The sequence below is a fragment of the Noviherbaspirillum sp. UKPF54 genome, assembly GCF_007874125.1.
GTDB lineage: Bacteria > Pseudomonadota > Gammaproteobacteria > Burkholderiales > Burkholderiaceae_D > Noviherbaspirillum.
Window position 1 is genome coordinate 2231137 of record NZ_CP040128.1, and the last position, 12944, is coordinate 2244080.

Here is a 12944-nt window from a genome sequence, read left to right on the forward strand (position 1 = left end):
AATCTGGACAAGCGCCAAGAAAAATTACTAGCCTGGCAATACAAAACCTATCGCCGTACTGTTTCACATGGAATTTTCTGTATATTGCTTTCAGGCAAAAACCTCTGAGCTGCGGGGGGGACAATGAGCGGATCGAGAACGTCGGCTGGCGACGATCTGATATTTCTGGAAGAAACGACGGAGGCGAGCAGCGCTCCCGGATGCCCCACCGGACAGCACGTCTGGCGGGTCATGATCGTCGACGACGATGCCGATGTCCATTCGGCCACCATGTTCGCGCTCGCCAACCTGGAAATGCAGCACCGCCCCCTGGAATTCCTGCATGCCTATTCGGCGGCGCAGGCGCGCGAGCTGCTGGCCCGCGAAAAAGACATTGCGGTCATCCTGCTCGATGTCGTGATGGAACAGGGCGACTCAGGGCTGCAACTGGTGCGCCACATCCGCGAAGTGCTCAAGCTCAGCGAGGTCCGCATCATCCTGCGCACCGGCCAGCCCGGCTATGCGCCGGAAATCGATGCCATCCGCGATTTCGACATCAACGATTACAAGACCAAGTCGGAGCTAACCCGCATCAAGCTGTACACCACGGTCACCGCCGCCATCCGTTCCTACGAACAGATCTGCGCGATCAACGCCAGCCGGCGCGGCCTCGACCGTATCGTGCGGGCCAGTTCGGAATTGATGGCGCTGCACGGTCTGGACAGTTTTGCCGCAGGCGTCCTTAGCCAGGTGGCGTGCCTGCTCGACCTGCCTCCGAACGGGCTGCTTTGCCTGCATGAAAAATCGGATGAGCACGGGCATGAATTGTTGACCGTGGCGGCCCGCGGAATGCACGCTGGACTGCTGAACAAGCCGATCTGCGCGCTTTCCAATGCCCATGTTGCGGGCGCCATGCAGGCTGCGCTGCGCGAGCGCCACCACGTCTACGGAGACGATTTCGCCACGCTTTACCTGGGCGGCAATGCCAGAGCCGAATTCGTCGCGTTTATCGATACCGGCAAAACCGTCGGCGAGATCGATCGGCAATTGCTGAACGTATTCTGCCGCACCATCGCCGTCGGCCTGGACAATGTACTGCTCATGTCCCGCCTGCACACGTCCGCGTTTTACGATCCGCTGACCAAGCTACCCAATCGTACCCGGCTCAAGGAAATGCTGGACGCGGCGCTCGCAGCCCCATCCCGGGCCGAAGCCACGCTCGCGCTGGTCGACATCGACCATTTTGCCGAGACTAACGATGCGCTGGGTCACCAGTTCGGCGACTCGCTCCTGCTCGGCGTGGCGGCGCGCCTGCAATCGGAGCTGGGCGATTCGCTGGTGGTCGGGCGCGTGGGCGGCGATACCTTCGCCGTGCTCGGCAACGCTGCACTGGTCAACCCAGACCTGATCCTGGATCTGTTCGACAAGCCGTTCCACATCGATGGGCAGGAAGTGCAGCTTTCCGCCACCGCAGGCCTGGTCAACCTGCACGACTACGAAGGCTGCGGCGCGGACGCGCTCAAGGACGCCGACATCGCGCTCAAGCGCGCCAAGCTTCTGCAGCGCGCCGGCCATTTCTATTTCTCGCGCAGCATGGGAGTGGACATCCGCGAACGGGTGCGCCTGATGCACGCTCTGCGCTCCGCCCTGGAAGCGAAGGAACTGTTCGTCGTCTATCAGCCGCAAATCGATCTCGCGACGCGCCGCCCGGTCGGCGCGGAAGCCTTGCTGCGCTGGAAGACCAAGGACGGCACCTTCATCGCGCCCGACCGCTTCATTCCGATCGCCGAGTACTCCGGCCTGATTATCGAGATCGGCGAACAGGTGATGCGCGTCGCCTGCGAGGAGCTGGTGCGGCTGCAAGCGCTCGGCTTCACCGATTTCACGATGTCGATCAACGTCTCCCAGGTCCAGTTCCGCCATCCGCGCTTCCTTGACACGCTGCGCGCGGTGCTGGTCGACACAGGGGCGCCGGCCTCGCGCATCGAGCTGGAAATCACCGAATCGATCGCCATGGAGGAACCCGATGCGCTGATCGAACTGCTCGGCAAGATCAAGCAGATCGGGGTCAGCATCGCGATCGACGATTTCGGCACCGGCTTTTCGTCGCTCAGCTACCTGCAGCGCCTGCAGGCCGACCGCCTCAAGATCGACCGTGGCTTCGTGACGGAGATCACCAGTTCAGCGCGCGGCAGCAGCATTGCCGAGATGGTGATTCAGCTCGGCCGCAACCTCGGCCTGTCGGTGGTGGCGGAGGGCGTCGAGGATGAACGGCAGGCGGAAATACTGGCCGCGCTCGGTTGCCCGCTGGCGCAAGGCTACCTGTTCGCACGACCGATGACGGTCGAGCAATTGCAGAGCTGGCTGGAGCACACCGCCGCATGACGCGGCATCTCATCCGGGAGCAGCCGTGATGCGCAGAAGACGCACCCTGACACTGCGGCGCGCGATCGTGCTCATGGTGATGCTCGGCTTGCTGATACCCGCCCTGCTCATCAGCGGCTACTCCTGGATCAATCGCTATAACGAGGACATCCGCAAGCAGACCGAGGGCCTGCTGCAGCAGAATGCCGCGGTTCTGGCCACCGGCATGCAGGAGCCGCTGTGGAACCTCAACCAAGAAAGTGGCAATGCACTGCTGGAAGCGATGATGTCGCGCGACGAGGACATCGTGCGCATCGAAGTGCGCGACAACGCGCTCGGCGTGTTCGTCTCGGGCGAGCATCCGGAACGCCGCGACGGTTATACCGCGGTCACGGAAAAGCCCGTTCTCTACCATGGCAGCACCATCGGCTCGGTGCAGATCGAGGTCGGCAGCACAAGGCTGCGCCGAGCCCTGCTCGCGGGCCTGCTGGAATCGACGACGGCGATGGTCGCGCAGGCGGCGCTGTCGATCGTGCTGATCCTTCTCCTGCTGGACCGGCGCCTGGTGCGTCCGCTGCAGCGCATCAGCCTCGGCGCCGAACGCCTGGCGCAGCGCCAGCTGGAAGTGCCGTTTACCTGGCAGCGGCTGGACGAGATCGGCCTGCTCAGCCGCCGCATGGAAGACACCCGGATCAGCCTGCGCAAACTGTTCGACGAACTCGACCGCAAGAACCGGGAGCTGGAACAGGACATCACCGACAAGCGGCGCGCCGAGGAGGCGCTGAGCCTGTCGGAAGCCAAGTTCGCCGGCGCGTTCGACTGCAACCCGGAGGCGGTAGCGATCGTGCGCATGGGCGACGGCGTGATCATCGACGTCAATCAGACGTTCGCCGAGATGACCGGGTATGCGCGCGACGAAGCCGTCGGCAGGACATCGGTCGAACTGCAGATGTGGGTCAAGCCGGAACAACGGATAGCCATGTTTCGCGAGCTGCGCGACCGCTACAGCGTGCGCAACATTCCCTGGGAAATGCGTATCCGCCACGGAGTGACGCGTCAATGCCTTACCAACGGCACTATCTTCACTGCTAGCAATGAGCGCTACATCCTCGTGATCATTCGCGACGTGACCGACCAGCGCCAGCTCGAAGAGCAAAAGGCTGAGGCGGACCGCGCCTTGCTGCGCCTGGCCCAAGGCACGCGCGACATCGCCGGCGAATCCTTTTTCGACCTGCTGGTGGCGGACTTGGCTTCGGCGCTGGGTACCGATTGCGCATTCATCGGCCTGCGCACGCGCAAGTCGCAGGATCTCTTCCGCACCATCGCGGCCCACGAACGCGGACACGACGTCGGGCCCTTCGATTTCGCGAGCGCCGGCACGCCGTACGAACGCACGCTGGAAGACGGGATTTGCGTATACGCTTCAGACGTGCGGCGCAACTTTCCGGCCGATCATCTGCTGTCCGAACACGGATGGGAGAGCTATGCCGGTACCGCACTGCGCGACGCCGCAGGCAATCCGATCGGGGTGCTGGCGGTACTGCATTCGCAGCCGCTGAACAATCCCGACCTGGTACGCTCGATGCTGCAGGTGTTCGGCGAGCGTGCGTCGGCGGAAATGGAAAGAAAGCGCGCCGAAGAAGAGCTGCGCGCCAGCGAGCAGCGCTTTTCCACCATTTTCCAGTCTTCCCCGATCGCGATGTTCGTCACCCAGGTGCGCGGCAACTACATCATCAAGGATGTCAACCGCGCGTTCGAACAATTATTCCTGCGCAGCCGCGCTGCGGTATTCGGAAAAAATACCTCCGAAATCGGCCTGTATTGCAATCCGGAAGACCGCGCCGCGCTCATCGCCGAGCTGAAGCGGACCGGCACCGCAGACAGCCGGCCGGAGATCTGGATGTTGCGCGGCGATGGCAGCCGGGTCCTGGTGGAGATATTCGGCCATACCTTCACGCTGGCCGGCGACAGGTTCGGCATCCTGGCCTGTACCGACGTGACCGACAAGCGCCGCATCGAAAACGAAATCCGGGAACTGAACGCGACGCTCGAGCAGCGCGTGGTCGAACGCACCGAAGAATTGCAGCAGGCCAACGAGGAACTGGAATACACGCTCGGCACCTTGAACATGGCGCAGGAAGAACTGGTACGCAGCGAAAAGCTGGCGGCGCTCGGCTCCCTGGTGGCCGGTGTCGCGCACGAGCTCAACACCCCGATCGGCAACAGCCTGATGGTGGCCAGCACCCTGCTCGACCAGAGCCGCGCGCTGGGCACCAGCTACGCCCGGGACAACGGCATCAAGCGCTCGACGCTCGAGAACTACATCACGGATACCGGCAAGGCGGGCGACATCCTGGTGCGCAACCTGCAGCGCGCCGCCAACCTCGTCACTAGCTTCAAGCAAGTGGCGGTCGACCAGACCAGTTCGCAGCGCCGCACGTTCTCGGTCGCGGAAGTGGTGGCGGAAATCATGTTGACCTTGTGGCCGACGCTCAAGAAAACCTCATTCACGGTAAAACAGGATATTGCCGCCGGCCTGAAAATGGACAGCTATCCGGGACCGCTCGGGCAGGTCATCACCAACCTGGTGAACAACGCCCTGTTGCACGGTTTCGAAGGCCGTGCTACGGGCACGGTGCTGATTTCGGCGCATGAAAGCGCCGACGGCTGGCTGGAATTCGTTGTCCGGGACGATGGCGTCGGCATCCCGCCCGCCAACCTGAACAGGGTCTTCGATCCCTTCTTTACCACCAAGCTCGGCTCCGGCGGATCGGGCCTGGGGCTGAACATCGCGCACAACATCGTGACAGGCATCCTGGGCGGGCGCATCCGGATGCAAAGCGAAGTCGGACGCGGCACCTCGTTCTTCCTGAACCTGCCGCTGGTGGCGCCGCAACGGCAGCACGACGACGAGGCGGTGCGGGCATAGCCGTCTTCTTGGCCATGCCGCTGACATCACTTCCAGTCGCCGCGCAGTTCACGCACCTGCGAATAGAGCGCCTCCGGCGTAGCCACCGTCGGCGCCACCGGCTGGCCCACCACCAGCGACAGCCGCGAGAACGGCCCGCGCCGGAATGAACGCTCGAACGGATTGCCGGGCCCGCGGGTGAGCATGCTGCCCCACAGGCCGCGCAGCGCCATCGGGATCACCGGCACCGGGGTACGGTCGAGAATCTTGCGGATACCACCCTTGAATTCGTTCATCTCGCCGGTAGTGGTCAGCTTCCCTTCCGGGAAAATGCAGACCAGCTCGCCCTCGTGCAAGGCCTGGGCGATGTCGACGAACGACTTTTCCATCAGCCACGGATCTTCCTTGGCCGGCGCAATCGGAATCGCCTTGGCGGTGCGGAAGATCCAGGACAGCACCGGGATCCTGAAGATGCGGTGGTCCATCACGAAGCGGATCGGGCGCGGGCTGGCCGCCATGATGACGATCGCGTCGACGTAGCTGACGTGGTTGCACACCAGGACTGCCGCGCCCTCTTCCGGGATGCGGTCGGTATCGACGGTTTGCACGCGGTGGATGGTATGGATCAGCAGCCATGCCAGGAAACGCATCAGGAATTCCGGCACCAGCGAGAAGATGTAGATCGCCACCACTGCGTTGAGCAATGCGGTCGCCATGAAGATCTGCGGGATGCTGAAGCCCGCCTTCAGCAGCGCCATCGCGAACAGGGCGGCCACCACCATGAACAGCGCGTTCATGATGTTCATGCCGGCGATGGTGCGCGACACATGCTTGCGGTCGCAGCGGGTCTGGATCAGGGCGAACAGCGGGACGATGTAAAAACCACCGAACATGCCGATCATCATGCAGTCGAACAGGATGCGCAGGCTGCCTGGCTGGGCGACAAAGCCGGACAAGTCGACCGCCATCGTGCTCGTGTAGTGCGTGCTGGCCAGCGCCAGGTCGAAGCCGAACAGCGACAGGCCGATCGAGCCGAACGGCACCAGGCCGATTTCGACCTTGTGGCCGGACATGCGCTCGCACAGCAGGGAGCCGGCACCAATACCGAGGGAAAACACTGTCAGCAGCAGCACGAACACGCTGTGGTCGCCGTGCAGGTAATCCTTCGCATAGACCGGGAACTGCGCCAGGATCACGGCGCCGTAGAACCAGAACCAGGAATTACCGAGCACCGACAGGAACACGGGGCGGTTCTGGCGGGTAAAGCCGATGTTGCGCACGGTTTCGGTCAGCGGATTCCAGTTGATTTTCAGGTCCGGCGCCGGCGCAGGAGAATTCGGGATGCGACGGCTGAACAGCCAGCCGACCACGGCGATCGAGATGGTGCCGTAGGCGACCAGCTGGATGCCCCAGGGCTTGTGCACGACCAGCAATGCGCCCAGCACCTCGCCCAGCAGGATGCCGACGAAGGTCCCCATTTCGATCAGGCCGTTGCCGCCGACCAGTTCCTCCGGTTTCAGCTGCTGCGGCAGATAGGCGTACTTGACCGGCCCGAACAGCGTCGAATGCAGCCCCATGCCGACGACAGCGGCGACCAGCAGCCACAGGCTGTGCGCCATCCAGCCCACGGCGGCGATGGTCATGATGGCGATTTCGAGGATCTTGACGTAGCGCGCCAGCCCCGACTTCTCGAACTTGTCCGCCAGCTGGCCGGCGGTCGCCGAAAACAGCACGAACGGCAGGATGAACAGCCCGGGGATCAGGTTGTTCAGCAGTCCGGGATCGAGCGATGTCCAGCTCAATGCCTCATAGGTCAGAATCGTCAGAAGCGCAGTCTTGAAGACGTTGTCGTTGAACGCACCGAAAAACTGGGTCCAGAAAAACGGGCCGAAACGGCGTTGCGCAAGCAAGGCGAATTGGCTGGATTGGCTCATATCGATGAATGGTCAATAAGATTGAATGCGGAATGCCCCGTTCGGCAGCAGGCCGGCAATGCCTGTTGTCAATGGCGCAAGTGTAGTGGACAACCGGGGACGTTGTCTGCGTTTTGCGGAAAGTTGCGGCTTTCGATACCGTGCGTTTAATGCTGCGGCTCGGGGCGTATCGCGCCTGCCAGCGCAAGCGCGCTCAGGCAGGCATTTTCGATGCGTCCGCAGCCGTCCAATCCCGCGGCGAACCAGTCTCCGCAGACGCCGATGCGCTCGCCCTCGTCCCAGTAGCAATCTGCCGCAAGCGGCGTGGCAGCCTGCGCATGCGGCCACAGGTGCACATCTGCATAAATCGGGTTGACCGGCGAGCCTGTCGCTTCGTGAAACGCCTTGAGCAGCTTTTCCTTGACCCTCTCCGGGTCGTCGCCCAGGTGCTCCTGGCTCCACTGCGGCGAAGCATGCCCGATCCAGTGCTCGCCGGGCCGCCGCTGCGGCTTGGAGTTATCGCGCGCTATCCATCGCAGACGCGATCCCTGTACCCAGGCGCCGTCGTACTCGAGGTTCAGCGCCTCCTGGAAGCCCAGGATCAGGGCCCAGCACGGCACCAGATGCGCGCCCTCGGCCCGGACGGCGAAAGCCGATACCGGGCGCAGCAGCGGCAGCGCCCGGTCGGCCGGAATGGCCAGGATCACCGCGTCGAACGGCCCGGCAGTCGCGGCGACCGGCACCGTATCGCACAGCACCGAGAGCAGCCATTGCGCGCCATGCCGCTCGAGGCCGACGACCGCCTGCCCGGCGCGAATCTCGATGCCCTGCGCCAGCCGCTGCGCGAGCGACGCCATTCCCGGAACGGCAACCAGGCGCTGGCTGCCCGAGCGGCCGGCCGCTTGCGCGACGCCGTGATCGAGCGTCACCAGCCGGCCTTCCCACGGCACGACCCAGCCCGCCTTGCGCCATGCGGCGACCTCGTTCCTGAAACGCCCGCTGGAAGCGGTAAAGTATTGCGCGCCCAGATCAAACCCGCCGAGCTCGGTCTGGCGCGTGCTCATGCGCCCGCCGACGCCGTCGCCCTTCTCGTACACGATGACGTCATGTCCGGCGGCCTGCAGCCGGCGCGCGCAGGTCAGGCCCGCCAGTCCGGCGCCGATGATAGCGATATGCATGAATGGAATCCCCTTTCCTGTTTGCCGCGGGTGATGGTCAAAAACGGGCGTGCATGTGAAACAGGCCGTTCATGGTTCGCTTACCATGAACGGCCTGTTTCATCGCGTCGGCTTGGTTCTTGTCTTGGTCCTTATTCGTCGCCCTCGGCGGGCCAGTCGCGGATATAAGCCTTGAGCATCTTGTTCTCGAAGCTTTGCGCCTCGAACACGGCTTTGGCGACGTCATAGAACGAAATCACGCCCATCAGCGTCCTGGCGTCCACCACCGGGACGTAACGCGCATGGCGCTCCAGCATCAGGCGCCGCACTTCGTTGACGTCGGTATCGGGCGTGATCGTGATCGGATGATCGTCCATGTGCTTGCGCACGGTGCCGCCGCCGATTTCGCCCTTGTTGGCGTACAGCGCCTTCATCACTTCGCGGAAGGTCAGCATGCCGACCAGTTCTCCGTACTCCATGACCACCAGCGAGCCGATATCCTTTTCCGCCATGGTGTCGACCGCCTGCGACATCGGCGTGTCCGGCGTGACGGTGTAGAGGATGTCTCCTTTGACCTTCAGAATTTCGGATACTTTCATGGGCGTCACCCTGGTAGAGAAATTGTTGTTTTGGCAGCTCAAATGTAGCCTAAGCCGACTGAAAAATCCAGCGCGTCAGCTGTCGCCAGCTTGACAGCTCAATATTACGTTCAATGCTAGGATTGCGCACACCAAACCATTCCGGGAGACAAACCACCTTATGAGCGATCCCAAATATCCGGGCTTCGACACCCTGTCGCTGCATGCCGGCGCCGCGCCCGACCCCGCCACCGGCGCGCGCGCCACGCCGATCTACCTGACCGCATCGTTCGCGTTCAAGGATTCCGACCATGCGGCGTCGCTGTTCAACATGGAGCGCGCCGGCCACGTTTACTCGCGCATCTCCAACCCGACCAATGCGGTGCTGGAAGAGCGCATCGCGGCGCTGGAAGGCGGCGTAGCGGGCATCGCGACCGCCAGCGGCCAGGCGGCGCTGCACCTGGGACTGGCCACGATCGCCGGCGCCGGCTCGCACGTGGTCGCCTCGCGCGCGCTGTACGGCGGCTCTCACAACTTGCTGGCCTACACCATGAAGCGCTTCGGCATCGACACCACCTTCGTCGACCCGCGCGACCTCGATGCCTGGCGCAACGCGATTCGCCCCAACACCAAGCTGCTGTTCGGCGAGACGCTCGGCAATCCGGGACTGGACGTGCTCGACATTCCCCGGGTCGCGGACATCGCGCACGAGCGCCACCTGCCGCTGATGGTCGACGCAACCTTCACCACGCCCAGCCTGCTTCGGCCGTTCGAGCATGGCGCCGACCTGGTCGTGCATTCCGCAACCAAGTTCCTGTGCGGGCATGGCACCGCGATCGGCGGCCTGCTGGTCGATGGCGGCACGTTCGACTGGCAGCTGGCCTATGAAAAGACCGGACATTTCGCCGAGCTGTGCGAGCCGTACGACGGCTTTCACGGCATGGTGTTTTCCGAAGAGTCGTCGGTCGCGCCGTTCTCGCTGCGCGCGCGGCGCGAAGGCTTGCGCGACTTCGGCGCAGTGATGAGCCCGCATAACGCGTTCGCCATCCTGCAGGGAATCGAAACGCTGGGCCTGCGCATGGAACGCCATGTCGCCAACACCCGCCGCATCATCGAATTTCTGGCGGCACATCCGGCGGTGGCATCGATCGCCTATCCGGAACTCGCCTCCCATCCCGACCATGCGCTGGCGCAAAAGCTGCTGCCGAAGGGCTGCGGCGCGGTATTTTCGTTCAGCATCAAGGGCGACCGCGCCGCCGGCCGCCGCTTCGTCGAATCGCTGCGGATCTTCTCGCATCTGGCCAATGTCGGCGATGCCAAGTCGCTGGTGATCCATCCCGCCTCGACCACCCATTTCCGGGTGCCGGCGGACCAACTGGAACAAGCCGGCATCACCGAAGGCACCATGCGCCTGTCGGTTGGACTGGAAGACGCCGACGACCTGATCGAAGACCTGGGACGCGCGCTGAAGACTGCGCAGAAAGGAGCATGACGTGCTGATCAACGTTCAAGGTCATGAGACCTACTGCTATACCGGCGGCAAACCGTTCGATCCATCACTGCCGACCGCCGTGTTCATCCACGGCGCCCAGAACGACCATTCCGTCTGGGTGCTTCAGACCCGTTATTTCGCGCACCACGGCTTCGGCGTGCTGGCGGTCGACCTGCCCGGTCACGGACGCAGCAAGGGCGAGCCGCTGGCGACGGTCGAAGCCATGGCGGACTGGCTGCTCGCGGTACTGGACGCGGCAGGCGTGCGCGAGGCGGTCCTGATCGGCCACAGCATGGGATCGCTGGTCGCACTGGAGACGGCGTTCCGCGCGCCGCAGCGCTGCCGCAAGCTGGCCATGGTCGGCACCGCCTATCCGATGAAAGTATCGAGCCAGCTGCTGGAAGCGGCGAAAAACGAAGAACAGAAGGCGATCGACATGGTCAACATCTGGTCGCATTCGTCGATTGCGCAAAAGCCGTCCTGCCCAGGCCCCGGGTTTAACGTGATGGGCGGCGCGCAGCGGCTGATGCAGCATATCGCCAGGCGCAATCCGGCCAAGGTGTTCCATACCGATTTTTCGGCCTGTAATGCCTATGCCAACGGGGAAGCGGCGGCCAAGGCGGTTTCCTGCCCGGCCCTGCTCCTGCTCGGCAAACGCGACATGATGACGACTCCGAAGTCCTCCGCGCCCCTGGCCGCCAACTTGGCGCGCTGCCAGGTAGTGCAAGTCGATCACTGCGGCCATGCGCTGATGGCGGAACAGCCGGATGCCGTGCTCGACGCGCTGTACGCATTTTCTCGCGCGCCGGAGTAATTCCAACCGCAAAAAACACCTGGAACGGTCGCATTTAGCCACTTGAAAAATGAGAGCGAAGCTATATCTCGGTAACGAGAAGTAGCTTCCCAATCTCATCAACTCCGCAAAAAAATTCCTTTTGAAACAGTCCCTTAAGACTTAACCAAAAGCAATCAGCATGGATGCAACGCATCCGAATTTTTTCTCAAAAAACTACCTATTTGGTATTGCATATCACCGCCACTTTGTTTAACATTCACTGTGCTTTTATACAGTATGTATAGGCAGACAGGATGAGCAAAGCCTGCTTGCCACACTTAGGTATCAGGCAAGCATTGAATTACTTCCAGCAAGTCTCAGTCGAATTTCGGCGTACGGCGTTTCGTCGCCGGCGGCGGGGTCTGGAGGCGTTGTCGCAGCATGTCGATCATGATTTCGCGGGCATTTTCCGGTTGCGCCCGGAACAGGGTGAGCGCTGTTTCGACAAACAGTTTTTCTTTTTCATCGACAGGCATATTGAACGCGTCGTGTTCCCGATCCATCCAGCCATGCGGCAGTTTCAGCCGTTCTTCGATGACGCGCGCGACGTTGTTGCCGATGTTTTTACGATTGCATTTGATATGACTGAGGTAGCGGTCGGACAGCTCCAGATGCTGTGCAAACAGCTTGAGCATGCCGCGCTGGGGCAAGTCGGGATGCTGACGGACAAAGTCATCAAACAGCTTCCGGAAATTTTTATGTCTTATTTGTGCACTATCCATCGCCCTGTCGCCGATGCTGCAAGAGGCCCGACAGTGTACCGCAGGCGCGCCGGCTTTTGTTGAGTTAATGCAACCAAATCTGACGCATTTCCGCTTTGTATCGTTTCCGCTGAACAGCGCCTTACCAAGCGTAACCATCCTTCGACGATTAACTAAAGCAACGATCTATCTGCATGTGATGCGTCGAGCCCTACTCCGCAATCACGCTGCTTGACTGTTATGAAAAAGATGAAGATTCACTACCCGCAATGGAGCGATTCGACCGGTCCGGCGGCGCGCCGGCAAGCAAGGCGCGCTGCGCTGGCGCAGGCGGTTTCGCTGACGGCGGAAGTCTGCGGGCAGGCCATGTCAAACGCCGCCGCCGACATGCTGGCGGGCGACTTGTGCGACTTCGACGAGGCGCAGGTTTTGGCCGCGCTGGCGCGCTGCCGGATGGAATTGCAGGGTCCGCTGAAAGCAGCCGAGATCCTGGCGCGCATCGATGACGGACGGCCGGATACCGACGAAGCATGGTCGATGATGCCACACAGCGAATTGGCGTCCGTCGTCTGGACCGACGAGATGGCCAGGGCCTGGGGCATAGCGCTGCCGCTGCTCAATGTCGGCGACGCCGGCGGCGCGCGCACCGCCTTTTGCGAGACCTACGCCAGGGCGGTGCGGGAAGCACGCACCCGGCGCGAACCGCCGCACTGGACGCCATCGCTCGGCATTGATCCGGCCGGGCGCGAACGGGTGTTGCTGGAGGCGCTGGACAAGAAGCGGCTGTCGCCCAGCCATGTCGCCCAGCTGCTGCCGGAACAGTCGGCCACGCTCAGCGCGCTGGAAATCATCGCGCAGGTGAAGATCAAGAGCTTGCGCTGAGCGGCAGGATCGCATCGGAACAGGAGCGACTTTCACGACTACCTTTTCAGTAGTCGACAAACCGATTCGCGGGAACCAGGAAATGGATTGCCAAGCTGATTGGAATGACGGCGGAATGCAGTGGTATGAGCAGGT

The 12944-nt window shown here is 62.5% G+C and carries 9 protein-coding genes; 5 read left to right on the plus strand and 4 right to left on the minus strand.

The annotated features are described in order from the left end of the window. The first annotated feature begins 123 nt into the window (after nucleotides 1-123). Nucleotides 124-2364 carry an EAL domain-containing protein gene (locus tag FAY22_RS10320; RefSeq protein ID WP_246860729.1) on the plus strand — a complete coding sequence of 747 codons (2241 nt, stop codon included), beginning with the start codon at nucleotides 124-126 and terminating at the stop codon, nucleotides 2362-2364. Between the two features lie 28 nt (nucleotides 2365-2392). Continuing rightward, complete coding sequence (locus FAY22_RS10325) at nucleotides 2393-5272, plus strand: PAS domain S-box protein (protein ID WP_246860748.1); 2880 nt, start codon at nucleotides 2393-2395, stop codon at nucleotides 5270-5272. Between the two features lie 26 nt (nucleotides 5273-5298). Here FAY22_RS10325 and FAY22_RS10330 read toward each other — a convergent pair whose 3' ends face one another. The 3 genes from FAY22_RS10330 to FAY22_RS10340 form a co-directional block, all read right to left on the minus strand. After that, entirely contained in the window at nucleotides 5299-7185 is a 1887-nt protein-coding gene (locus FAY22_RS10330; protein WP_146330118.1) for an MFS transporter, read from the minus strand. Between the two features lie 146 nt (nucleotides 7186-7331). After that, nucleotides 7332-8342, minus strand: a complete 1011-nt coding sequence (locus FAY22_RS10335; RefSeq protein WP_146330119.1) for an NAD(P)/FAD-dependent oxidoreductase — start codon at nucleotides 8340-8342, stop codon at nucleotides 7332-7334. A 131-nt stretch (nucleotides 8343-8473) separates the two neighbouring features. Beyond that, the gene (locus tag FAY22_RS10340; RefSeq protein WP_146330120.1) at nucleotides 8474-8920 is read right to left on the minus strand and encodes a CBS domain-containing protein; all 447 of its coding nucleotides are present in this window, start codon (nucleotides 8918-8920) and stop codon (nucleotides 8474-8476) included. A gap of 160 nt (nucleotides 8921-9080) precedes the next feature. Here FAY22_RS10340 and FAY22_RS10345 point away from each other — a divergent pair, with 160 nt between their 5' ends. Both FAY22_RS10345 and FAY22_RS10350 read left to right on the plus strand, forming a co-directional pair. After that, nucleotides 9081-10391, plus strand: coding sequence for an O-acetylhomoserine aminocarboxypropyltransferase (locus tag FAY22_RS10345; RefSeq protein WP_146330121.1), 1311 nt, complete (start codon nucleotides 9081-9083; stop codon nucleotides 10389-10391). 1 nt (nucleotide 10392) lies between these two features. After that, nucleotides 10393-11205, plus strand: a complete 813-nt coding sequence (locus FAY22_RS10350; protein WP_146330122.1) for an alpha/beta fold hydrolase — start codon at nucleotides 10393-10395, stop codon at nucleotides 11203-11205. Nucleotides 11206-11543: 338 nt separating this feature from the next. Here FAY22_RS10350 and FAY22_RS10355 read toward each other — a convergent pair whose 3' ends face one another. Continuing rightward, entirely contained in the window at nucleotides 11544-11948 is a 405-nt protein-coding gene (locus tag FAY22_RS10355) for a hypothetical protein (RefSeq protein WP_146330123.1), read from the minus strand. 228 nt (nucleotides 11949-12176) lie between these two features. On the opposite strand from FAY22_RS10355, the gene FAY22_RS10360 reads away from it, so the two are divergent. Further along, nucleotides 12177-12809, plus strand: coding sequence for a hypothetical protein (locus tag FAY22_RS10360; RefSeq protein WP_146330124.1), 633 nt, complete (start codon nucleotides 12177-12179; stop codon nucleotides 12807-12809). The last annotated feature ends 135 nt before the right edge of the window (nucleotides 12810-12944 follow it).

Coding starts and splice junctions, on each gene's coding strand:
- FAY22_RS10320 (WP_246860729.1), top strand. CDS start 124: ATGAGCGGATCGAGAACGTCGGCTGGCGACGATCTGATATTTCTGGAA.
- FAY22_RS10325 (WP_246860748.1), top strand. CDS start 2,393: ATGCGCAGAAGACGCACCCTGACACTGCGGCGCGCGATCGTGCTCATG.
- FAY22_RS10355 (WP_146330123.1), bottom strand. CDS start 11,948: ATGGATAGTGCACAAATAAGACATAAAAATTTCCGGAAGCTGTTTGAT.
- FAY22_RS10345 (WP_146330121.1), top strand. CDS start 9,081: ATGAGCGATCCCAAATATCCGGGCTTCGACACCCTGTCGCTGCATGCC.
- FAY22_RS10330 (WP_146330118.1), bottom strand. CDS start 7,185: ATGAGCCAATCCAGCCAATTCGCCTTGCTTGCGCAACGCCGTTTCGGC.
- FAY22_RS10360 (WP_146330124.1), top strand. CDS start 12,177: ATGAAGATTCACTACCCGCAATGGAGCGATTCGACCGGTCCGGCGGCG.
- FAY22_RS10335 (WP_146330119.1), bottom strand. CDS start 8,342: ATGCATATCGCTATCATCGGCGCCGGACTGGCGGGCCTGACCTGCGCG.
- FAY22_RS10340 (WP_146330120.1), bottom strand. CDS start 8,920: ATGAAAGTATCCGAAATTCTGAAGGTCAAAGGAGACATCCTCTACACC.